Source organism: Flavobacterium sp. GP15 (assembly GCF_014281985.1).
In the GTDB taxonomy this organism is placed as follows: Bacteria; Bacteroidota; Bacteroidia; order Flavobacteriales; family Flavobacteriaceae; genus Flavobacterium; species Flavobacterium pygoscelis.
The window spans coordinates 458998-482770 of the sequence record NZ_JACFTC010000002.1 but is presented as its reverse complement, the minus strand read 5'-3'; the positions used below and the strand labels follow the sequence as shown (position 1 = coordinate 482770).

Sequence of the window (23773 nt, the reverse complement as noted above, 5' to 3'; positions counted from 1 at the left end):
TAGCATCAAAATTTTTTAATAATTCTAACTTTAACATTATAATATCTAATACGGTGCAAATTTATAATAATTATTATTTAAAATTACACTAAAAAATTTATTTTTACGAATTAATAATAACAGACTACTAATCGCGTTAAAAAAGCAATGAAAAATTTATTTTCTGGATTAATAGCACTGCTTCCATTTCTTGGTTTTACTCAAATAAAAGGGGACATTTCGATCGATTGGTTAGAAAAAAAAGAGATGTTTTATGGGGACTTTAAAGTCACAATCCCTCAGTTTACAGGTGATGGCTTCCATTATGAGGCTTCAAACAAAACATTACTTTTTACTTTTAAATTAAAAGATACATTCTCTTTTGACAAAGCAAAAATAACGATCTCAAATATAACCTACGAATCAATTACAAAGGAGCAACTCGGTGATTTAACCTCTGAAAACATACCAAATAGCACCAATGAAGTTTTAAACATCTCTAAATCAAGAGGGATCAACCAAGCTTTTCTGTCTATTTCTCCTATTATTAAAGATGATTTTGGATTAAAAAGAGTAAAATCCTTCTCCTATATAATAGAAAACAACAGTTTTACCGCTGGTCGAGTTAACACTATTTCTAATCCTATTTCAAATTCGGTTTTGTCTAGTGGAAACTGGTTTAGATTTTATATAGAAAAATCAGGGGTTTATAAAATATCTAAAAATTTCCTGCAACAATTAGGCATTGACGTTGCAAACCTAAATCCAAGAAAAATTAAAATTTATGGTAATGGAGGAAGAATGCTTCCCTTATCTAATAACACATATTACCCAAACGATATAGTTGAAAATGCAATTCAAGTTGTTGGAGAAAACGACGGCACTTTTAACAACGAAGATTATATTCTTTTTTACGCAGAAGGAGTTGATACGTGGAACCAAGAAAGCAAAACAAACATCAACTTGTATGATAATAAGTCCTATTATTATATTAATACCCAAGGAGAAAACGGAAAGAGAATAAATCCATACATTCCGCCATCAGGAAATAGCGATGTAAATGTAACTAGTTTTGATGATTATCAATTTCATGAGCTAGACCTTATTAATATAGCTCGTTTAGGGCGACAATGGTTTGGTGAATCATTTGAAGTAAAAAACGAACAAGAGTTTCAGTTCTATTTTCCAAATATCGACACTACAATTCCAGTAAAAATAATGTTAACTGCAGCATCAGCAGCCTATACACCCACATCATTTGAGATACTAGCCAATGGAACCAATTTAGGCTCAATTTCGTTTCCTCCAATTAATAACAATTCTAGTATTGAATTCATTTCCTCCTCTTTACCTAACAATACGTCATTCATGGGTGAAGAAAACATAAAAATAAAATTAAAATACAACAATAATGGTGTTCCGGGCTCTAAAGGTTTTTTAGACAATATCAGACTTACAGGTAAAAGAAAGCTTCAAGGTTATGGAAAGCAATTTCATTTTCAATACGAACAATCTGGTTCTGTGAATGGAATTGTAAATTATGTGCTATCAAATGCAACAACAATACATCAAGTTTGGGAAATAAGCGATCCTTACAACATAACAAAAATTGAAAATCCAAATCAGAGTACTTTTGATTTTAAATCAAATCTAGCTGATGGCAAAAAATATATTGCATTAGACGAAAATGATTTTTACACGCCATTGAAAGAAGCTAAATCAAAAATTGCAAATCAAAATTTAAAAGGAACGCTATTTAAAAACAGTGAAGGACAATTTCAAGACATTGATTATGTAATTATTTCACCCACTTTTTTAGTTTCAAAAGCTGAAAAATTAGCCAACTTTCATCGCAATCACTCTAATTTGAATGTCAAAGTAATTCCTTTAGAATTAATATACCAGGAATTTGCATCTGGAAAACAAGATATAGCTGCAATTCGTAATTGTATCAAATATGTATATGAAAATGCTTCGTCTAATGATAAAAGACTTAAATACATTAATCTTTTTGGAGATGCCTCTTATGATTTTAAAAATAGAATCCCCAATAACACCAATGTCGTTCCTATCTACCATGCTTTAAACAGTAATTCGACTGGAGAATCTTCGTTTGCATCGGATGATTTCTACGGGCTAATGGATGCTAATGAAGGTAATATTACTTCTTATTTTGGAGGAATCGATATTGCAGTAGGCAGAATGCTTGTAAATGATTTAAAACAAGCAGATGAAATGGTAAATAAGATTATTGAATACCACGACATAAGATCTTATGGAAGCTGGCGAAACAATATCTACTTGCTTGCCGACGATTCTGATATAGCTTCGGATGCTACTTTACAAGCTAGACAAGATAATTTAGCAACCAAAATTTCTATTGAAAAACCTTTTCTAAATGTAAATAAAATATTTTTAGACTCCTACTCTCAAGAATCCTCTGCAGGCGGAAACCGTTATCCAAAAGTAAGAACTGATTTTTATAATGCATTTGAAAAAGGCGCACTTATCTTTAATTATTTAGGTCATGGTGGTGAGGACGGTTTAGCATCCGAAAGAGTTTGGGAAAAAATAGACGGACAAAATTTGAAAAACCAATTCAAATATCCATTATTCATAACCCTCACTTGTGAATTTTCTCGTTTTGATAATCCATTTAGGCCAACTGCTGGCGAGTATACTTATTGGAATCCCAAAGGAGGAGCTATCGCCATGATTACAACCATTCGTTCTATAGGTCAAACTAGCGCAGAAAACTTTAATGATCTTTTGTCTAAAAACTTATTATCATATCAGTCTAACCAATATACTTCTATTGCAGAGGCATTGAGAATTTCAAAAAACAGCAACCCAAACTCATCTAGTAATATTGTTTTTTACATTGGCGATCCTGCATTAATGTTGGCATTGCCTAAACCAAACATTAGATTAACGAAAGTAAATGATATACCGATATCTCAATCAATAGATAATTTAAAATCATTATCTAAAACCAAATTATCCGGTGAAGTTACAGACGAAAACAACAATCTATTGACTAATTACAGCGGCGAAATAGCAACAACTATCTTTGATAAAAACATAAAAAGAACAACTTACAATAATGATGGATACAGTCCCGCAATAAATTTTGATGTTTTAGGAGAAACTATATTTAGAGGCAACGCATCTGTTAAAAATGGTCAATTTGAATTTAGTTTTGTAGTACCAAGAGATATTCGAATTCCGTTAGCAAACGGAAGAATAAGTTTTTATGCTAAAAAAAATAATGAATTAGAGAATGCAACAGGTTATGACTCCACTATAAAAATAGGAGGAATTAATGAAAATGCAGTTGCAGACAATATTAGTCCAAGAGTTAAGTTATATATGAATGACGAAACTTTTGTTTCTGGAGGCACAACCAATGAATCGCCTTTTTTGGTTGCGCATCTTGAGGATGAAAACGGAATTAATACAGCCAGCGGAATAGGTCATGATATCGTTGCTATACTTGATGGAGATAGTAGCAATCCTTTTGTATTAAACGATTACTTTCAAACAAAGTTAGATGATTTTACTAAGGGTACCTTGCGTTTCCCTTTGCGAAAATTAACCCCAGGATTACATACAATAACGTTCAAAGCGTGGGATGTATACAACAATCCCGTAACTGCAGACATACAATTTGTAGTTGCAGGAGATGATAAAATAACATTAACGCACGTTTTAAATTATCCCAACCCATTTGTAAACTATACTGAGTTTTGGTTCACTCACAACAAGCCATACGAACCTTTAGAAGTTCAAATTCAAGTCATGACAATAACCGGTAAAATAGTTTGGACTAGAAATCAAATTATAAACACAGAAGGCTTCTTATCTAAAGAGATAACTTGGAATGGCAGAGATGATTTTGGAGACAAAATAGGAAAAGGTGTTTACATTTACAAACTAACTGTAAAATCTACCTTGACCAATATGAAAAGCGAAAAATTTGAAAAACTTGTTATACTTTAACACTATATTTGCACTATTAACATTACTTTAAAAATGAAAAAAAAAATATTTATTCTCATTTATTTTATCATCATTTATTCTGCTAAAGCTCAGGACCGAACAATATCTACTGGAGTTCCTTTTTTACTAGTAGCGGCTGATGCAAGAGCAGCAGGTATGGGTGACATGGGAGTTGCAACCTCTGCAGATGCTTTTTCTCAGCAATGGAATCCAGCAAAATATGCTTTTTCAACAGATGCACAAGGTTTTTCAGTAAGCTACACGCCTTATTTAACTGACTTAGTAAATGACATATCGCTTGCGCAACTTACCTATTACAATAAGCTAAACGAAAGAAGTGCTTTTGCTGCCAGCATTAGATATTTTGGTTTAGGAGATATTGAGCTTCGTCAAAATGGAGACGTCAATGAAGATTTTGCTACAGTATCACCAAACGAATTTGCTATCGATGGTTCTTATTCTTTAAAATTAAGCGAGAAGTTCTCAATGGCTATTGGGGGACGTTTTATAAATTCTAATTTAAAATTCATTAACGAAAATAATGATACATCATCGGCGAGTTCTTTTGCTGTGGATGTAGCCGGTTTTTATCAGTCCGAAGAAATCGCCTACAGCGAATTTAACGGAAGATGGAGAGCTGGGTTTAATATTCAGAATTTAGGTCCAAAGATAAATTATGACAAAGACGAATTGAATAAGAATTTCTTACCTGCAAATTTAAAAATTGGAACTGGATTTGATTTTATTTTAGATGACTACAATAAAGTATCTTTAAATGTTGAATTTAATAAACTATTAGTTCCCACTCCACAAAATAGCGATCTTAACGGAGATGGAGTAATATCAGGTTCAGAAGAAATAGCATTATTGGCAAAAAATAATGAAGAATATCGTTCCATAGGTTGGACTTCAGGGATTTTCAAATCATTTGGAGATGCTCCTGACGGAATTAAAGAAGAAATGAAAGAGTTCACTTATGCTCTTGGTGCCGAATATTTATACCAAGATTCCTTTGCCATGCGTTTAGGATATTTTCATGAAAGTCCATTAAAAGGAGCCAGACAGTTCTTTTCATTGGGAGCTGGTTTCAAATACAATGTAGTAAAAGTAGATGTATCTTATTTATTCTCTTCTTCAAAAGTAAAAAACCCATTAGAAAATACTTTACGATTCTCACTTACTTTTAATTTTGGAGACAAATACGACCAATATTAAAATAGATTTTATTCATAAATAACAATCCAAATTTCAACACTATGAAATTTGGATTTTTTTTCCTCAATAAACATGAAACAAATATCAATTACAACGCAGTTTACATCATTTGAAAACGTTCAAGAACTTCCAAATGAAATACAAGATCTAATGGCGCAAGCAATTGAAGTCAGAAAAAATGCCTATGCTCCCTATTCAAATTTCAGAGTGGGTGTTGCTATTCTTCTAGATAACGGAAAAACAGTATTGGGTTCTAACCAAGAAAATGCAGCTTATCCTTCTGGACTTTGTGCGGAACGAGTAGCTATTTTTTATGCAGGAGCAGTATACCCAGATGCCAAAATATTAAAAATGGCAATTACAGCAGCTTCAGATACGAACCAAACTAAAGCCCCTATACCGCCCTGCGGTTCTTGCAGACAATCGATTGCAGAATACGAAATTCGTCAAGAAACCCCTATAGAAATTTATTTCATGGGAGAAATCGGATCGATATATAAATCGGAATCTTTAAAAAACTTACTCCCTTTTATGTTTGATAAAAAATTCTTGTAAAAAATCTAAAAATAACCTATTAAATTTTAGTTCTAAGTTGGAATGTGTTATTTTTGCATTTCGCAAATTTGTGGAAGGAAACTATTTTGCGTTATTAAACACAAGTTGTTAACACTTTAGCAAAAGAAAAAATCAGATGAAAGAAGTTACAAAAGAAGTATATTTAAAGTGGTATGAAGATATGTTACTTTGGAGAAAGTTTGAAGACAAACTTGCCGCGTTATACATCCAACAAAAAGTTAGAGGATTTTTACATTTATATAATGGTCAAGAGGCCGTTTTAGCAGGTGCATTGCATGCAATGGATTTGACAAAAGACAAGATGATTACTGCCTATAGAAATCACGTACAGCCAATAGGTATGGGAGTAGATCCTAGACGAGTAATGGCTGAACTTTTAGGAAAAGTTACTGGTACATCAAAAGGAATGGGTGGATCCATGCATATTTTTTCTAAAGAACACCGTTTTTATGGTGGACACGGAATTGTAGGAGGTCAAATTCCTGTAGGTGCAGGATTAGCTTTTGCTGATAAATATTTTGAAACTGGCGGTGTAACAATGACCTATTTTGGTGATGGTGCAGCACGTCAAGGATCATTACACGAAGCTTTCAACATGGCTATGTTATGGAAACTTCCAGTTGTTTTTATTGTAGAAAACAATGGATATGCAATGGGAACTTCTGTAGAAAGAACAGCAAATCATACTGACATCTGGAAATTAGGATTAGGATATGAAATGCCTTGTGGACCCGTTGACGGAATGAATCCTGTAAAAGTTGCTGAGGCAATGACCGAAGCAATCGACAGAGCACGTCGCGGAGATGGACCAACTTTCTTAGAAATGAAAACATACCGTTATAGAGGTCACTCTATGTCAGATGCGCAATTATACCGTTCTAAAGAAGAAGTAGAAGAATACAAAAAAATAGATCCAATTACACAAGTTTTAGATGTAATTAAAGATCAAAAATACGCTACCGAAGAAGAAATTGAAGCAATTGATCAAAGAGTAAAAGATTTAGTAGAAGAATGTGCAACATTCGCTGAAGAATCAGACTACCCTCCAATTCAACAACTATACGACGTAGTATACGAACAAGAAAACTATCCTTTTATACCTCATAAACTATAATCAATATGGCAATCAAAATAACAATGCCTCGTTTGAGCGATACTATGACGGAAGGAACAGTAGCAACTTGGCTAAAAAAAGTAGGTGATAAAATTTCAGAAGGAGATATTCTTGCTGAAATTGAAACCGACAAAGCAACGATGGAATTTGAGTCTTTCAATGAAGGGACATTATTATACATAGGAATTCCTGCTGGTGAAACTGCTCCAGTAGATTCACTATTAGCTATCATCGGAAAAGAAGGTGAAGATATTTCCTCCTTAATTTCTGGAGATGCTGCACCAACACCAACAGCCGTTACACCTACAGCAACTGAACCAAAAAAAGAAGAAGTTTTAGCTCCTGCAGCTCCAACAAGCGAAGCACTTCCTAAAGGAGTAATAGTAGTTACTATGCCTCGTTTAAGTGATACAATGACTGAAGGTACTGTTGCTACTTGGTTAAAAAAAGTAGGTGATAAAATTTCCGAAGGAGATATTCTTGCTGAAATCGAAACGGATAAAGCAACAATGGAATTTGAATCATTCAACCAAGGTACTTTATTATATATTGGAATTGAAGAAGGAAGTACTGCAGCAGTTGATAGCCTTTTAGCGATCATCGGACCAGCTGGAACTGATGTAAGCGCAATTGCCGCTAATCATAAAACTGGTGGAGCACCACAAACAGCTCCAGCAAAAACGGAAGAAAAAGAAGTAGTTTCTACAGAAAAAACTGCCGAACCTGTTGTACAGGAACCTTCAACTGAGGGACAAAGAATCTTAGCTTCTCCATTGGCTAAAAAAATTGCTAGCGACAAAGGAATCCAATTAAATCAAGTAAAAGGTTCAGGAGAAAACGGACGTATCGTAAAAAGCGATATCGAAAACTTTACTCCAGCAACTGCCGCTCCACAAGCTGCCACTCCTGCTAAAACAGAAACTACTACTACACCTGCTGCAAAAGTATTTGTTCCTGCTGGAGAAGTATTTACTGAGGAAATAAAAAATTCGCAAATGCGTAAAATCATTGCGAAACGTTTAGCTGAATCTTTATTTACCGCACCTCACTACAACTTAGTGATCGAAGTAACTATGGACGATGCAATGAAATCAAGAGCAATTATCAATAGCCTTCCTGATACAAAAGTATCTTTTAATGATATGGTAATCAAAGCTTGTGCTTTAGCATTAAAAAAACACCCAAAAATAAACTCACAATGGAGAGAAGATGCAATTATCATCAATCATCATGTAAACATTGGAGTTGCCGTAGCTGTTGAGGATGGATTAGTAGTTCCTGTATTAAAATTTACAGATGCAATGAGTTTATCACAAATTGGCGGAAACGTAAGAGACCTTGCAGGAAGAGCAAAAAACAAAAAATTACTACCAACAGAAATGGAAGGAAGTACATTTACTGTTTCGAACCTTGGAATGTTTGGAATCACTGAATTCAATTCTATTATCAACCAACCCAACTCTGCAATCCTTTCTGTAGGAGCGATTGTTGAGAAACCAGTTGTTAAAAATGGAGAAATTGTTGTAGGAAACACAATGATGTTATCTCTTGCTTGTGACCACCGTACTATCGATGGAGCAACTGGAGCACAGTTCTTACAAACATTAAAACAATACATCGAAAATCCAATAACTATGTTGGCATAATCAATATATTTCATATTAAAATCCCGTTTTGTCGTTTCAAAACGGGATTTTTTATTTAATTAAGAATCGCTAACTAACCTTCATCACTATGAAAAAATTATTTATTCTATCTTTATTTATGTTGACTCTTGCTTGCCAGCAAAAAAACAATATTCAAAAGAATGTAATTGTTACTGACAAACATACTTTTTCTAAACCAAATCTGGCAGTTGTAAAACATTTAGATCTTGATATTAATGTAAATTTTGAAACCCAATCAATTTCAGGAAAAGCATCTTGGCAAATTGACAATGTAAGCAAAGGAAAAGAAATTATCTTTGATGAAAATACACTTACTATTACAAAAATAACTTTGGGTGACGAAGAAAAAGAGACCCAATTTAAACTTGGAAAAGAAGTTGAATTACACGGAAGACCGCTTCATATAACCATAGAACCAAACACTACAAAAGTTAATATCTATTACCATACAAATAAAGGTGCTGTTGCATTGCAGTGGCTAACTCCACAGCAAACGGCAGATAAAAACAAACCATTTCTATTTTCTCAAGGAGAAAGCATCTGGTCACGCACTTGGATTCCTTGTCAAGATTCACCAGGAATTCGTTTTACTTATAATGCAAAAGTTACGGTTCCTAAAGATTTAATGGCGGTAATGAGCGCCATCAATCCACAGCAAAAAAACGATACCGGAATTTATACTTTCAAACAAGATAAAGCAATTCCATCTTATTTAATGGCAATTGCCGTTGGTGATATTGAATTTAAATCTATCGATAACCGAACTGGCGTGTATGCCGAACCATCCGTATTAAAAAAAGCGGCTTGGGAATTTGCCGAATTAGGAAAAATGGTCGCCGCAGCAGAGAAACTATACGGCCCGTATCGTTGGGGACGTTATGATGTTTTAGTTTTACCTCCAAGTTTCCCTTATGGCGGAATGGAAAATCCAAATTTGACATTCTTAACTCCTGGTGTTATTGCAGGCGATCGTTCGTTGACGAGTTTATTAGCGCATGAATTAGGTCACAGTTGGAGTGGTAATTTAGTAACAAATGCTACTTGGGATGACATTTGGCTGAATGAAGGTTTTACAACTTATGTAGAACATCGCATTGGCGAAGCCATTTTTGGAAAAAAAGAATCCGAAATGCAAGATGTTTTAACTCGGAAAGTGCTTGATGATAGTATGCTTGAATTTGGCATTACAAATCCTGATACTCGTCTTAAAGTAGATTTGGCTGGAAGAAATCCAGATGATGGAATCAGTGAAATTCCTTATGAAAAAGGGTATAATTTTTTAAAGGTAATCGAGCAGGCAGTTGGTCGTGAAAAGTTCGATATTTTCATCAGAAATTATTTTGATGCGCATGCTTTTAAGTCAATCACCACAGAAGATTTTATTGCCTATTTAAATGAAAATCTTATCAAAAATGACAAAGTACTTGCTGATAAAATAAAAGCAGAAGACTGGATATATAAACCCGGAATACCAACAAATATAGTTCCATCAGTTTCTAAAGATTTTAATGCAATAGATCTTATTCAAAAAAGTTGGAGAAAAACGGGTGTTAAAGGATTAAGTCAAAAAATAAAATCAACTACAGAGAAGCAACATTTTATAGATTATCTTCCTGAAGATATTACGCCTAAAGAAATGGCCGACATTGATGCCGAATTTAACTTTACTAAAGATGGGAATTTCGTAATTAAACGTCAATGGTTTGTGCCTGCAATGCGCAGTCAATATACAATTGCTTATCCTGCAATTGAACAGTTTATGATTGCTACTAGTAGAACTGGATCATTAATGACGCTTTACAAACAAATGGTAAAAACTTCAGAAGGAAAAATTTGGGCAAAAAAGATTTTGGAAAAAGCAAAATCAGGATATCACGCCACAACTATTCAAAGCGTTGAAAGCTTACTTAAATAGTTAGCAAAGTTTTACACGTAACATATTTCTCAATATGAGTTAATAAAAATTCCAATTAAGCAATTAATTGGAATTTTTGTTTTTTGTTTCTATCCACTTTGACATATACTTTGTGCTTTTCAAAGTATGATGCTGCAACAACTCTCCCATAAAATTATTTAAACGATGTTGTTGTAAATTATTTAATGTGAATTCTACTCGCTCTTCAAAATCAACTTCAAATGATGATCTTAAATATCGTTTTTCTATAATTGAAATTCCATTTATTTGGGCTGCCAGCCAAAGTTTTTTGTCTTGATATAATTCTACTGCTTTTTTGGCGAAAATTTCTAGATTGTCTTCAACAAAGCCATTCCAAGATAAATCTGCTTGCATTGACTCCGCTCCAATAGAAGTGGTGATGCTTGGTGTCCCGCATTGCATGGCTTCTAATAATTTTCCTTTTATTCCAGCACCAAAGCGCAAAGGAGCCAAAACTATTCGTGCTTTTAGAACTACTTCATTAGCATTTTCTGCACGCCCTTTTATCAAGAATCCTTCTTTCAAATTATTTAATTGTAAAACTTTTTGTGAAGGATAAGCGCCATAAATATTTAAAACCGCTTCGGGTAATTCTTTTTTAATCAATGGCCAAATCGCTTCCTTGAGGTACTGAACGGCATTCCAATTGGGTTCATGAAGAAAATTCCCGATGAAAATAAAATCTTTACGGTTTTCAAAAGAAGGGAATTTTTCTAAATCAGGTATTTGATCTGATTCTAATAAAAGCGGCAAATAATACAATAAGCTGCTATCAATTTTAAAAGTAGTCTTTAGCAATTCGATTTCAAATTCGGAAATCATCAGAGACAAATCAGAGCGTAGAATACTGGCAATTTCACGTTTGGCCACTTCTTCAACTAACAAATCCGTTGTTTGAAATTCTCGTTTTTCTTTGAAGGCTTTTTGTCTGGCTAATCGCAAACAGTGTAAATCTTCGGTATCTAATATTCGTAGCGCATTTGGACAATTCTCGGCAACGCGCCATCCAAATTGTTCTTCAATCATAAAGCGATCGAATAAAACAATTGTCGGATTCAATTCTTTTACGAAAGTATCAAAACTGGAACTGTTCAACGCAATTGATTTTTTTTCGACCTTGTATTGACTTAAATCAACCATAAAGTCGCTGTCTTGAGCTGGACTTGCAAAAGTGACCTGAAATCCCTGTTCCTGAAATAGCGAAATCAATTGCATCATTCTCCCTCCTGCCGCCGAAGAATTGGGTTCTGGCCAGACAAAACCTATTATTAAAAGCGATTGTGTTTGATTCATAATTTTAAAAAATTCTTACTGCAAAATAATGCTATTTTATTGGTAATTATAAGTGAGAAGTGATTTAACTACTAAAGAAATTAACAACACTATTGCGAATTAGAATTTATACAAAAAAATGTTACTAATTTTTTAAAAAAATTTAATTCTTAAGTAAAAATTACAATATGAATTCTACATTTAATTACAGATTATTGTAATTGTATTTGAAATTAATGCAATTCAATATCAATAGTTTGCGTGAGGGATAGCAGTGTAAAGCCCGGAATATCGATAAAGCTTTTTGCGTAATCGAGATGAGGACTTGAAACGGATAGCCCGACAGCAATAAAAACGGCTAGAAGGTTATATGAATTCAGCCGTTTTTTATTGGTGGCACGCCCTAATTATTTAAAGACAAAATCATTAAGCATTTGAGTATTAATCCGTAGAAATCAGCCGGAAAAGACTAATTTTGCAGCTAAATTAATTGCAATATCATGTTAGGATTAAAATTAGCCACAGACCCAAGATGGGTAAATATAGTAGAATCGAATATTCACGAAATTTTGACAGACCACGCTTGGTGTGAACAAAAAGCGGCTTCGAATGCGATAAGTTTGATCACACAAAATCCTGAAAAAGAAGAGTTAGTTACCGAACTATTAATTATTGCGCGAGAAGAATTAGAGCATTTACAGATGGTTCATGATATCATTAAGAAAAAAGGTCTTCAGCTAGGTCGCGAAAATAAAGACCATTATGTGAACGAACTTTTTAAATTTATGAAAAAAGATGGTAGTCGAAATGATGCTTTGATTGATCGATTGTTATTTTCAGCGATGATTGAAGCCAGAAGTTGTGAGCGATTTAAAGTACTCTCTGAAAACATAGAAGATCAGGAATTGGCTAAATTTTATCGTGATTTAATGATTTCTGAAGCGGGTCATTACACTACTTTTTTAAATTTTGCCAGAAAATATACTGAAAAAGTAGATGTAGATAAACGCTGGGCAGAATGGATTGAATTTGAAACATCCATCATCGTAAACTACGGCAAAAACGAAACTGTACACGGATAAAATTTAAATTTTTCAAAAAAAAACCTTCCAATTTCTTAAGCATATCTAATTATATCAAATGTCTTCTTTAAAATCTATTTCTTTAAAAGTATTAAAATACCTAGGGATTACCCTTGTCAGCTTATTAGCTTTTATGTTTATTGCTCCTTATGTTTTTGCAGATAAAATTAATGCAGAGATTAAGAAAATTGCCAATGAAAAACTAAATGCAAAACTTGATTATTCCGAATCAAATATTTCTTTTTTTAATCACTTTCCTTCATTAACCGTCGGTTTACAGCAATTTAAACTCAGCGGATCTGCTCCTTACGAAAACGAGAAACTGATTACAGCGAAAGAAATTGCTTTTGGTATCAATGTTTCTAGTTTACTATTTGGAAAATCGATAAATATTGACAAAATTTTTGTTTCAGAAGCTGATATAAATGTAAAAGTAAATAAGGAAGGGCTTGCAAATTATAACGTTTATAAAGCTAACACCACCCAAAAAGAGCAGAAAAGTGAGGACAGCTCCTTAAAATTAGAGAAAATAGAAATCAAAAATAGTAAAATTGTTTATGATGATTTATCGACTAAACTTCACTTTGATATATTTGGTTTCGAGTATTTAGGAAAAGGCGATTTGAGCAAGGCAGTTTTTGATTTGTATTCTAAGGCAAAAATTGAAAAACTAAATATTCTATATGAAAATGAACCGTACTTAATGAACAAAAAGGTAAATGCCGATTTGATTACTAAAGTAAATGTAAATTCACTTTCGTTTATTTTTGAACAAAATGATTTGAAAATTAACAACCTTCTTGTTGATTTTAAAGGAAAATTTGATTTCCTGAAAGAAGGCTACAACATGGATTTTATTCTGAAAACGACTAATAGCAATCTGAATGATTTCTTTACTGCTTTTCCTCCAAAATTTATTACTTGGTTGAATAAAACAGAATTAAAAGGCACTACAGATTTTCTTCTAACTTTGAAAGGAAATTATATTGCCTCCGATAACGTTGCACCAGCACTTAATCTTGACTTCAAAATAAGAGATGGTTTTGTGAATTATAACAAAAGTACAAATCCAATAACCCATTTAAATCTAGATATTGCTACCAAAGTTCCTTCACTAGATCCTAATCTTGTAATTGTAGATTTGAAAAATTTGTCTTTAAAAATGGGTAACGATTATTTAAAAACAAAAATTTATAGCACCGGGACAACTATTGCTCAAGTTGATGCAAATCTAGATGCAAAGATTGATTTAGGGAAGTTAAATGAAGCACTTGGAATTCCAGAAATTGAATTAAAAGGAATTCTTATTGCTGATGCAAAAGCAAAAGGGCTATTCGACCAAAAGAAAGGTGTTTTTCCTGTTACCAATGCAAAAATTGAATTGAAAGAAGGATATTTAAAAACTAAATTTTATCCCAATCCTATTACTAACATTCAACTTACAGCTACTGTTTCCAATACCAAAGGTACTTTTGATGATTTAAAAGTAATTACAAAACCAGCACAATTTACTTTTGAAGGAAATCCTATTTTTGTTGATGCTGATCTCAGCAATTTTAAAAATCTAACTTATGATATCAAAGCCAAAGGGATTTTAGACATAGCCAAAATATATAAAGTTTTTGCGCAAGAGGGTTTAAACGTGCAAGGAATTATAAAAGCCGATTTACATTTAAAAGGAAATCAAAGCGATGCTGAAAAAGGTAGGTATTCTAAATTACATAACAGTGGAACTTTAGAAATTCGTAATATTAATGTAATAACTCAATATCTGCCAAAGAACTTTCTGATCAAGCAAGGAATATTTAAGTTCAACCAAGATAAAATGAACTTCAAAACTTTCCTAGCTTCTTATGGACAATCTGATTTTAAGATGAATGGTTATTTTCAGAATGTTTTTAATTTTATGGCGTCAAAAAATGGAGTTTTAAGGGGTGCGTTTTCTTTCAATTCAAACTTTATTAATGCTGATGAATTCATGTCAACAACAAATAATTTAGTTCCGACGACAGTTACAGAAAAAACTTCCAGCTCGAAAGTAAATGTTGCGAGTAAAGGTGTAATTGTGATTCCACCCAACCTTGATTTATACTTACAAGGAAATGCACAAAAGATTGACTTTAACGGACTAACTCTCAAAGAAGCTAAAGGAGCTTTAAAACTAAAAAATGGTTTATTAACTATACAAAATACAGGTTTTGACTTGATTGGTTGTAAGATTACGATGGATGCAACTTATCAAAATATAACATTAAAAAAAGCCTTATTTGATTATCACATAAAAGCCAACGAATTTGATATAAAAAGAGCTTATAATGAAGTGAAACTTTTTAGAGAAATGGCAAGTGCAGCTGAAAAAGCACAAGGAATTATATCATTAGATTACAATTTGAAAGGCCGACTAAACGAAAATATGGAGCCTGTATTTCCTTCTTTAGTTGGTAATGGTATTATTTCAGTAAAAAATATAAAATTTTATGGTCTAAAAATGTTCAATGCTGTTGCAAGCAAAACAAATCATGAAGGTTTAAAAGATCCTGAGGTAAACAAAATTGACATAAAGAGTTCAATAAAAAATAACATCATTACTTTAGAAAGATTTAAGTTTAAATTTGCTGGATTCAGACCAAGAATAGAAGGAACAACAAGTTTAGATGGAAAGTTAAATATAAAAATGAGATTAGGATTACCACCTTTAGGAATTATTGGTGTACCACTAATAATAACAGGAAACAAAGACAATCCAAAGGTTAAAATAGGTAGAACTTCAGAAGACTTAGAAGAGACACAAGATACTACTGATTAGTTTTAGTAATTCAATATAAAAGCTCGGTTGTACAATACGCATTCGGGCTTTTTTATTAAAATTAATATTTCAAGAAAAGAAAGTTGATGATTTTGATTAAATACCAACAATTAAAGGAGAATAAAAGATCATCTTTTCAATTCTATAAAATTGTTTTAACTACAAGGAGTTATACTATTTTGATAACTGATGGTTTTCATAATGAAATTGATATTCAGAATTTTCCTTAATTGGATATTCCCATTTTCTTTCATATTAAATATCAACGATGGATAGAATAGTAAACTGGTTCTAGCAGAATGGAATTTAGTTTGAAATGGGAATCTTTAAAAGAGAGTATTCGTTTAAAAAAATAATCGATACTAAATATATAAATTGCAATACTATCAAAGTTTTTTTGCTATTGAAGGATGGAAACTTCATTTTCAATATAAAAAATCATTGATTGATTTTGAAACTTTTTTTTAAAAATCTTATCCTATAGATTAATTCATTTACTCTAAAACATTAAAAAAGACTTTTAACCAACTAAACAATTTTTTATAAATGAAAGATAAATACCATTATTACCTACAAGTTTAACAAAAGCAAAAAATGAAGCAACGTCTTTGTATTCTCAGCAACTAATATTAATCAAAAAATAGAAAGAGTACTTACTATCAGTATTAGATTAGCAGAAACACTAAAAGAAATCACTTTGAATATGTTCAACTCAGTGAAAAAAAAAAAATTAACACAAAATATTTTTTTGAGACAGTACAAATAACTTATATATTTAATCTGCAAAAAAGTCATGAAGCCCTATAATATACTATAATACAATCAAGATGTAAACTTTAAACTTAGAAAATTAAGCAATCAAATAAGTTAGAGAGAAAGGTTTAAAGGATAAAAATTTTGAATTTGATAAAGTTGATACTAAAAAAAAATTTTTAATTCGAATAAGGTTTTTGTTAGGTATAAGTTATAATAAATCTTCACTAGGACAACATAGCAATAATATTATTTACATAGTCAATATAATAGCTTACCATATCATTCAAATTTTTCCCATACCTTTAAAACTACTAACTATGATAGCGTTTGTTTAAACAAAACTTATACAATACTATATTTTTTTTTAATGACAAAATTTGAAAACTTTAAATAAAGTGTCTTCAATACGATACAATTGCTATATCAGTCAATCTAAATCTATTTTGACAATAAAAGTGATCAATGCTTCACTACAATCTTCCAATGCTAAAATAAAAGCTTTTTTTTATGCAACTATTGATAAGGATCCAATTCTTTTGTAATAATAATTAAAACAGGCAAAATAATTTAATTACGAGGCAATTCAATACTACCATTTATAAAACCGCTATTTTTTACACCTATATATAAGTAGGTGTTTTTTTTCTTACCTATATATAGGTGTAGTAATCCTATTGAGCAAATTCTAATCTAGAATAGTAAATTGTTTATTACACCTAACCTTTTCTAAAAGTCTGAGAACAACAAAACCGCGTTAGGGATAGCAGCGTAAAGCCCACAGTCAAGTAAAGTATAACGGAACTTGACGAGGACTTGAAGCGAATAGCCCGGCCCATTCTAAAAAAGAGGCTATAACCGGACTCGGATATAGCCTCTTTTTCAGAATGAGAAACGCCAAAAGGAAAATCAATCAAAACGAATGGCTTTTGTAAACACTATTTGATAATTAAATTATATTAAAATAAAATATGCTTTATGCTTATATTTACACGTATACAATCAAGCATTTAAATTTTATAGTTAAATAAATTTAAAATCCCATCTTAAAAAAACAACACTTTAATATGCAGTAAACAATGAATACACTTATTAAAAATGGGCTTTTCTTTTCAGGTGATCTAAATGAAAAAGCGATACAGCAAGATATATTAATCGATTCTAATGGAAAAATAAAAAAAATTGGATCTAACTATTCAATTCCCGAATCAGATATAGAAATCATAGACGCTACCGGAAAATGGATAGTGCCTGGCTTTATTGATTCTCACACGCACTATGATGCCGAGGTTCTTGCTTCTCCTGGTCTTAAAGAATCCGCTAGACATGGAGTTACGTCCATAATATTGGGAAGTTGCTCTGTGTCGGCAGTATTTAATAACCCAGAGGATACAACCGATTCATTTGCAAGAGTAGAAGCAATTCCTAGAGACATTATGCTTCCATTACTACAGAAGGAAAAAAATTGGAATTCTCCAAAAGAATGGAAAGCATATATAAACAAACTTCCCTTAGGAATAAATGTTGCTTCTTTTATTGGACATTCAGATATCCGAATGAAAGCGATGGGCATTAATCGTTCTTTGTCTGAAAAAGAATCAGCTACAGAAGCGGAAGATTTGGCAATGTTTAATATGTTAAATGATGCGCTTGATGAAGGATTTATAGGATTATCTACTATGGATAATCCTTGGGATAAAATGGATGGTGATCGTTATTGGTCGCATAAAACTCCATCTTTTTACTCGTCGTGGAAAGAAAGAAAAAATTTAATTGATGTGCTTCGAAAACGAGATGCGATTCTTCAAGGTGCTCCCAACCTTGTAACAAGATATAATGCTCTTAATTATATGTTTGCTAGTAGTGGTGTTTTTAGAAAGCCATTAAAAACAACTATGATTGCTATGATGGACTTAATTGGAGATCGTTATATATATCCAATAATTGCCTTAGCCTCTAGCGTTATAAATAAATTTGGGAATGCTAATTTTAGAATGCAATCGCCTCCCTGTCCTTTTACGGTGTATTACGATGGAGTAGATTCGGTTATGTTTGAAGAATTTCCAAGTGGAGAAGCTTTGAGGCATCTTGCAAAAGAATTAGACCAAAGAAATGAACTCATAAAAGATCAGCAGTACAGAGAACGATTTAAAAAAGAAATCAAGAAAAAATTTGCTCCAAAAGTTTGGCACAAAGATTTAAGTAAATCCATTATTATTGATTGTCCAGATACTAGTTTAATAGGTAAGAATTTCTACGACTTAGCAAAAGAGCGCAATAGCCACCCAATTGATGTTTTCTTAGACACTATAATTCTTTATGATAAAAAAATACGTTGGACAACAACAATAGCAAATGATCGAAAAGAAAAGTACAAAGATCTTTACAATTTTAAATACAATTTAATTAGTTTTTCAGATGCTGGAGCTCATCTAAACAATATGGCTTTTTATAATTTCCCTTTAAAAATGATAAAAAATGTCCAAGAATCAATAGAAGCAGGTAGTCCGATAATGTCAATGGAAAAATGCATTTGGAGACTTACAAAAGAGCAAGGTGATTGGTTTAATTTAGATTGTGGTCATTTAGCCGAAGGAAAAACAGCAGATTTGGTACTATTAAATCCTGAGAATTTTAAAAACATAAATGAAAACGTTGAAATGGAATCTATAAAAGAATTTGGGAACTTTGATAGATTAGTAAATAGAAACGATGGTGTTGTTACAAGAGTATTAGTTGGAGGAAAAACAATTTTTGAAAATGAAAAATTCACAGAAGATTACGGTAAAACAAAAAAATACGGACGTTTTTTGGCCAAAATTGACAATCAAAAAAAACATTAATAATACTTTTTAAAAAACTAAGTATTAATTACATAGAATGTTAAACATGTAAACAACTATATAAAAATTGATGCTTAAAGACTATTTTTCTTACTTATTCATTACTTTTGAATAAAAATGACTTTAAAAACCTTTAGTTAATCGTTATTAAATTTTGAGAAATTGAAATTAATAATTGGCTTAATATTACTAATTAAAATATAAAATGAATCTAGAAGAAAAAATAAAAAAAAGTGAAACAAGAATTTTTAAAGCTGTATTTCCTAACACAACCAATCACTATGATACTATGTTTGGAGGAACTGCAATGCTAATGATGGACGAAATAGCTTTTATAACTGCTACCCGATTTACACGTAAAGTTTGCGTAACAGTTTCTTCGGATAAAATAGATTTTAAAAAACCAATACCAGCTGGAACTATAATTGAACTGATTGGAAAAGTTTCTAAAATTGGAAATACAAGTTTAGATGTAAACGTTGAAATATTTATAGAACAAATGTATTCTGACGTTCGCGAAAAAGCAATATCAGGAAATTTCACTTTTGTAGCACTTGATAAAGATAAAAAACCAACAAAAATCTTATAGGTTGCTTATATTCAACCAGAATTCTTTTAAAAATTACTAATAAGTCTTGTTAATGATAAAAAAAGCCGATTGTTTACTTAATACAGTAAACAATCGGCTCTTTTTATTATTAATTACATTGAATTAAAAATAAAAGTCATTCAGTAAAAATTATAAAGTAATTGTGTCTATTATTTTTGAAACAGGTTGTATCGATTTCGTGTTTTCTATGGTTGGTCCAGCTACCCATACTGTTTTATAAGTAACTTCTGTAGCGGCTTTTGTGACTGCATTTGAACCCAATAAATACCTAATCATTTTTACCCATTTTTTTAGGGTCTTATTTTTACTTAAAGACTTTTCTAACCAAGATTGCTTTGTACCCACTTTTTGCACATAAGGTGTGTTGATAACTGTACATGGTGTTCCCGAAATTTTTTCTGTCAGAACAATATCTTTCGCGCCATAATCAACACAAGCTTGTTTGTATTCTTGCGAAACACTTGACTCAAATGAAGCAATAAAAGGACTACCAACAGATACTCCTACTGCTCCATAACCTAACATAGTATCTAAATCGGCTTTGGTACTAACACCTCCAGCCGAAATAACAGGTAATGTAGTTTTCGAGTCTAATTCTTTTATTAATTCTTCTGGTCCAAGATTACCTCTATGACCACCCGCTACATTATTTACTGCGATTAATGCATCTGCACCCAAAGACTCTACTTTTTTAGCAAAAGCAAGATCTGTAACATCACAAAAAACTTTAATTCCAACTTTATGAGCCTCACGAATCGTTTCTTCTGGAGACCCAAGTGACGTAATTATAAAGTCCACTTTCTCTGTACACAAAACAGCTAATTGATCTTTATATTTAATATTTGATTTATTTACAATTAAATTATATCCAAAACTCCCTCCCTGCACTTTTGCCGCTTTAAGTTCTAAAATTGATTCGCGCAGTTCCTCTAAGGTTCTATAATTCAAGGCTGGAATACATCCCGCAACTCCCGAATTCATAGCTTCAATAACCATTTTAGTATTTGAAACTAGAAACATCGGAGCTATTATTAGTGGTTTATTAATATTTAAAAGTGCAGTTAAAGAGGGCTTAGTCATAATTATTTATATATTAAAAACAAATATAACCAAATATACTATGCGTGCCTAGTATTTACAACTCAAAAAAATTGTGATAGCCAAAAGGACTTTATAAGATTTTTTTTAATTGAAATAAAGAATAGAATTAAAAGTAGGAAAATCAATATCTACCTTACTTATGCACTAATTCACTACTATTAATTGGTATTATGAGATAAGGTAATATGAAATATTAAACTTTAAAACAAACAATTAAGAATCAAAGTATTACACAAAAAGCAAATGAGATATTGATATTCATCAAAAAAGCTGGTTTTTAATTTTTCTATTTTATTTTGAAAAAACAATCGTTATTCTTAAATTTTAATTAATTTGCATCAAAATTCAATCTTTTTATAATGATTTCAGTAACCAGACTTTTTGATTTCCCGTATTATCAGCAAGAGAAATATTCTAATATTTCAGATGCTTTGGTAACTAAGCAAAACGGTATTTGGGAGAAAACTTCTACCCAAGAATATATTGACAAAGCAAATAGTGTCTCTAGAGCTTTATTGCGCATGGGCATCAAAAAAGATGATAAAATAGCCATCATTTCTACTAATAATAGAACTGAATGGCACATCATGGATATAGGTGTTTTGCAAACTGCTGCACAAACAGTTCCTATTTATCCAACTATTTCTGAAGAGGATTATGAATACATCTTAAATCATTCAGAAGCAATGTATTGTTTTGTTTCGGATGAAGAAGTACTCAGAAAAATAAATTTGATCCGAGACAAAGTTCCACATTTAAAGGAAGTATATTCTTTTAACACTATCGAAGGATGTAAAAACTGGAAAGAATTATTAACTCTTGGAGAAGATCAAAGCAACCAAGCTGAAGTTGAAGAAAGAAAAAACAATGTAAGTCCAAATGACTTGGCCACTATTATTTACACTTCGGGAACAACTGGGAGACCAAAAGGTGTAATGCTTTCTCATGATAATATTGTTTCAGATGTTCTGAACAGCGCCTCAAGAATACCTTTTGAAGCTGGAAATAGTCGGGCTTTAAGTTTCCTTCCTATTTGTCATATTTTTGAAAGAATGATTTTGTATTTATACCAATATTATGGTGTTTCAGTTTATTTTGGAGAAGCCATTGACAAAATAAGTGACAACCTTAAAGAGGTTAAGCCAAATGTAATGACTGCCGTTCCTAGATTACTAGAAAAAGTATATGATAAAATATATGCTAAAGGAACTGAACTTACTGGTATAAAAAAGAGTTTATTCTTTTGGGCTATCGATTTAGGATTGAGATACGAACCTTACGGAGCAAATGGAGCTTGGTATGAATTACAACTTAAAATTGCGCGTAAATTAATTTTCAGTAAATGGAAAGACGGTTTAGGCGGAAACCTAGATTTAATGGTTTCTGGTAGTGCTGCACTGCAAACAAGACTTGCTCGTGTATTTGCTGCTGCAGAAATTCCAGTAATGGAAGGTTACGGCTTAACTGAAACTTCTCCTGTTATTTCTGTAAACGATTTAAGAAACAAAGGATTTAAAGTAGGAACTGTTGGTAAGGTAATCACCAATGTAGAAGTAAAAATTGCCGAAGACGGTGAGATACTTTGCAAAGGACCAAACGTAATGTTAGGGTACTATAAAGATGAAAAATTAACCAGCGAAGCAGTAATAGATGGATATTTTCATACTGGTGATATTGGCGAAATTGACAAAGAAGGTTTTTTAAAAATTACGGATCGAAAAAAAGAAATGTTCAAGACCTCAGGCGGTAAATACATTGCGCCACAAATTATTGAAAACACAATGAAACAATCACGTTTTATTGATCAGATAATGGTTATTGGAGATGGACAAAAAATGCCAGCTGCATTTATCCAACCTAGTTTTGATTTCGTAAAAGAATGGGCAAATATTCACAAACTGAATATCGGAAGTACTAATGAGGCTATTATTACTAATGAAAAAGTTATTAAACGTATTCAAGAAGAAATCGATCTTTACAATGAAAAATTTGGTCATTGGGAACAAATAAAAAGATTTGAACTTACTCCTGAAATTTGGTCTATAGAAGGTGGAGAACTAACACCAACTTTAAAATTAAAGAGAAAAATTATAATGGATAAATACAAAGATTTATTCGATAAAATATATAGTTAATCAATTCTATTGCTTTTAATTAAACAAAAAACAACTAAACCATACTTTTTCAAAACAAAACTCCTCTAATTTAGAGGAGTTTTTTTATATTTAATAGTTTTTAACAAAAAAATAATTCAATTTATTATGCACGCATAGTATTTTTGATTATATTTGAAATCGGTATATATAAAAATATGAAAGACAAAACGATAGATTATATCCTACGTGCTACATGGCAGGCAGTTTCCAGAATGTATAATGAAGAAGCCTCTAAATACGGCGCTACTATGGCAACAGGATTTGCATTGCTAAGCATCGATAAAGATAAAGGAACTCCATCGACATCTTTAGGTCCTAAAATGGGAATGGAGGCCACAAGCTTGACTAGGACCTTAAAATCTATGGAGGAAAAAGGCTTAATTATTAGAAAAAAAAATCCAGAAGATGGACGTGGCGTTTTAATCTACCTAACTGAATTTGGTAAAGAAAAAAGAGACTTATCAAAAAAAACTGTTCTAAAATTTAATGAAAGTGTCAAGCAAACTATTTCGGAAGAAAAGCTACAACACTTTATAGAAGTAGCAGAAAAAATAAATGAACTGATTCAAGATAAAAATATTTTTAATTATACTGAAAATCCTGAAAAAGAATCGACTAACATAAAATAAATTAACCTAATAGTAAACTAAAAGACATAAAATGA

14 protein-coding genes are annotated in these 23773 nt (G+C 31.8%); 12 read left to right on the top strand and 2 right to left on the bottom strand.

What is annotated here, in order from left to right; translation table 11 throughout:
• The first annotated feature begins 147 nt into the window (after positions 1–147).
• From porU to H2650_RS06255, 6 genes are all read left to right on the top strand, one after another.
• Positions 148–3978 (top strand): type IX secretion system sortase PorU, encoded by a 3831-nt coding sequence (gene porU / locus H2650_RS06280; protein WP_188049906.1) that lies wholly within the window; start codon positions 148–150, stop codon positions 3976–3978.
• 33 nt (positions 3979–4011) lie between these two features.
• Positions 4012–5193, top strand: a complete 1182-nt coding sequence (gene porV / locus H2650_RS06275) for a type IX secretion system outer membrane channel protein PorV (RefSeq protein WP_188049905.1) — start codon at positions 4012–4014, stop codon at positions 5191–5193.
• 72 nt (positions 5194–5265) lie between these two features.
• Positions 5266–5748 (top strand): cytidine deaminase, encoded by a 483-nt coding sequence (gene cdd, locus H2650_RS06270; RefSeq protein ID WP_188049904.1) that lies wholly within the window; start codon positions 5266–5268, stop codon positions 5746–5748.
• A gap of 136 nt (positions 5749–5884) precedes the next feature.
• The gene (gene pdhA / locus H2650_RS06265; protein ID WP_188049903.1) at positions 5885–6883 is read left to right on the top strand and encodes a pyruvate dehydrogenase (acetyl-transferring) E1 component subunit alpha; all 999 of its coding nucleotides are present in this window, start codon (positions 5885–5887) and stop codon (positions 6881–6883) included.
• A gap of 5 nt (positions 6884–6888) precedes the next feature.
• Complete coding sequence (locus tag H2650_RS06260) at positions 6889–8529, top strand: pyruvate dehydrogenase complex dihydrolipoamide acetyltransferase (protein WP_188049902.1); 1641 nt, start codon at positions 6889–6891, stop codon at positions 8527–8529.
• Between the two features lie 88 nt (positions 8530–8617).
• The gene (locus H2650_RS06255; RefSeq protein WP_188049901.1) at positions 8618–10465 is read left to right on the top strand and encodes a hydrolase/aminopeptidase; all 1848 of its coding nucleotides are present in this window, start codon (positions 8618–8620) and stop codon (positions 10463–10465) included.
• Positions 10466–10528: 63 nt separating this feature from the next.
• Here H2650_RS06255 and H2650_RS06250 read toward each other — a convergent pair whose 3' ends face one another.
• The gene (locus H2650_RS06250) at positions 10529–11779 is read right to left on the bottom strand and encodes a glycosyltransferase (protein ID WP_188049900.1); all 1251 of its coding nucleotides are present in this window, start codon (positions 11777–11779) and stop codon (positions 10529–10531) included.
• 479 nt (positions 11780–12258) lie between these two features.
• Here H2650_RS06250 and H2650_RS06245 point away from each other — a divergent pair, with 479 nt between their 5' ends.
• From H2650_RS06245 to H2650_RS06230, 4 genes are all read left to right on the top strand, one after another.
• A complete protein-coding gene (locus H2650_RS06245; protein WP_188049899.1) occupies positions 12259–12840 on the top strand; it encodes a tRNA-(ms[2]io[6]A)-hydroxylase in 582 nt (193 codons plus the stop codon).
• Between the two features lie 58 nt (positions 12841–12898).
• Positions 12899–15646 (top strand): AsmA-like C-terminal region-containing protein, encoded by a 2748-nt coding sequence (locus H2650_RS06240; RefSeq protein WP_188049898.1) that lies wholly within the window; start codon positions 12899–12901, stop codon positions 15644–15646.
• A gap of 1832 nt (positions 15647–17478) precedes the next feature.
• Positions 17479–19242: an amidohydrolase family protein gene (locus tag H2650_RS06235; RefSeq protein ID WP_188049897.1), complete on the top strand. Its 1764-nt coding sequence runs from the start codon at positions 17479–17481 to the stop codon at positions 19240–19242.
• A gap of 205 nt (positions 19243–19447) precedes the next feature.
• Entirely contained in the window at positions 19448–19831 is a 384-nt protein-coding gene (locus H2650_RS06230) for an acyl-CoA thioesterase (protein WP_188049896.1), read from the top strand.
• A gap of 150 nt (positions 19832–19981) precedes the next feature.
• Here the strand turns inward: H2650_RS06230 and H2650_RS06225 are convergent, their stop codons facing one another.
• A complete protein-coding gene (locus H2650_RS06225) occupies positions 19982–20932 on the bottom strand; it encodes a nitronate monooxygenase family protein (RefSeq protein WP_188049895.1) in 951 nt (316 codons plus the stop codon).
• Between the two features lie 380 nt (positions 20933–21312).
• On the opposite strand from H2650_RS06225, the gene H2650_RS06220 reads away from it, so the two are divergent.
• Together H2650_RS06220 and H2650_RS06215 are read left to right on the top strand one after the other, a co-directional pair.
• Positions 21313–23088, top strand: a complete 1776-nt coding sequence (locus H2650_RS06220) for a long-chain fatty acid--CoA ligase (RefSeq protein ID WP_188049894.1) — start codon at positions 21313–21315, stop codon at positions 23086–23088.
• Between the two features lie 176 nt (positions 23089–23264).
• Positions 23265–23738, top strand: coding sequence for a MarR family winged helix-turn-helix transcriptional regulator (locus H2650_RS06215; protein WP_188049893.1), 474 nt, complete (start codon positions 23265–23267; stop codon positions 23736–23738).
• The last annotated feature ends 35 nt before the right edge of the window (positions 23739–23773 follow it).

Excerpts from the sequence above, each read along its gene's own strand:
- porU (WP_188049906.1), top strand. The coding sequence starts at position 148 with ATGAAAAATTTATTTTCTGGATTAATAGCACTGCTTCCATTTCTTGGT.
- porV (WP_188049905.1), top strand. The coding sequence starts at position 4,012 with ATGAAAAAAAAAATATTTATTCTCATTTATTTTATCATCATTTATTCT.
- cdd (WP_188049904.1), top strand. The coding sequence starts at position 5,266 with ATGAAACAAATATCAATTACAACGCAGTTTACATCATTTGAAAACGTT.
- pdhA (WP_188049903.1), top strand. The coding sequence starts at position 5,885 with ATGAAAGAAGTTACAAAAGAAGTATATTTAAAGTGGTATGAAGATATG.
- H2650_RS06260 (WP_188049902.1), top strand. The coding sequence starts at position 6,889 with ATGGCAATCAAAATAACAATGCCTCGTTTGAGCGATACTATGACGGAA.
- H2650_RS06255 (WP_188049901.1), top strand. The coding sequence starts at position 8,618 with ATGAAAAAATTATTTATTCTATCTTTATTTATGTTGACTCTTGCTTGC.
- H2650_RS06250 (WP_188049900.1), bottom strand. The coding sequence starts at position 11,779 with ATGAATCAAACACAATCGCTTTTAATAATAGGTTTTGTCTGGCCAGAA.
- H2650_RS06245 (WP_188049899.1), top strand. The coding sequence starts at position 12,259 with ATGTTAGGATTAAAATTAGCCACAGACCCAAGATGGGTAAATATAGTA.
- H2650_RS06240 (WP_188049898.1), top strand. The coding sequence starts at position 12,899 with ATGTCTTCTTTAAAATCTATTTCTTTAAAAGTATTAAAATACCTAGGG.
- H2650_RS06235 (WP_188049897.1), top strand. The coding sequence starts at position 17,479 with ATGAATACACTTATTAAAAATGGGCTTTTCTTTTCAGGTGATCTAAAT.
- H2650_RS06230 (WP_188049896.1), top strand. The coding sequence starts at position 19,448 with ATGAATCTAGAAGAAAAAATAAAAAAAAGTGAAACAAGAATTTTTAAA.
- H2650_RS06225 (WP_188049895.1), bottom strand. The coding sequence starts at position 20,932 with ATGACTAAGCCCTCTTTAACTGCACTTTTAAATATTAATAAACCACTA.
- H2650_RS06220 (WP_188049894.1), top strand. The coding sequence starts at position 21,313 with ATGATTTCAGTAACCAGACTTTTTGATTTCCCGTATTATCAGCAAGAG.
- H2650_RS06215 (WP_188049893.1), top strand. The coding sequence starts at position 23,265 with ATGAAAGACAAAACGATAGATTATATCCTACGTGCTACATGGCAGGCA.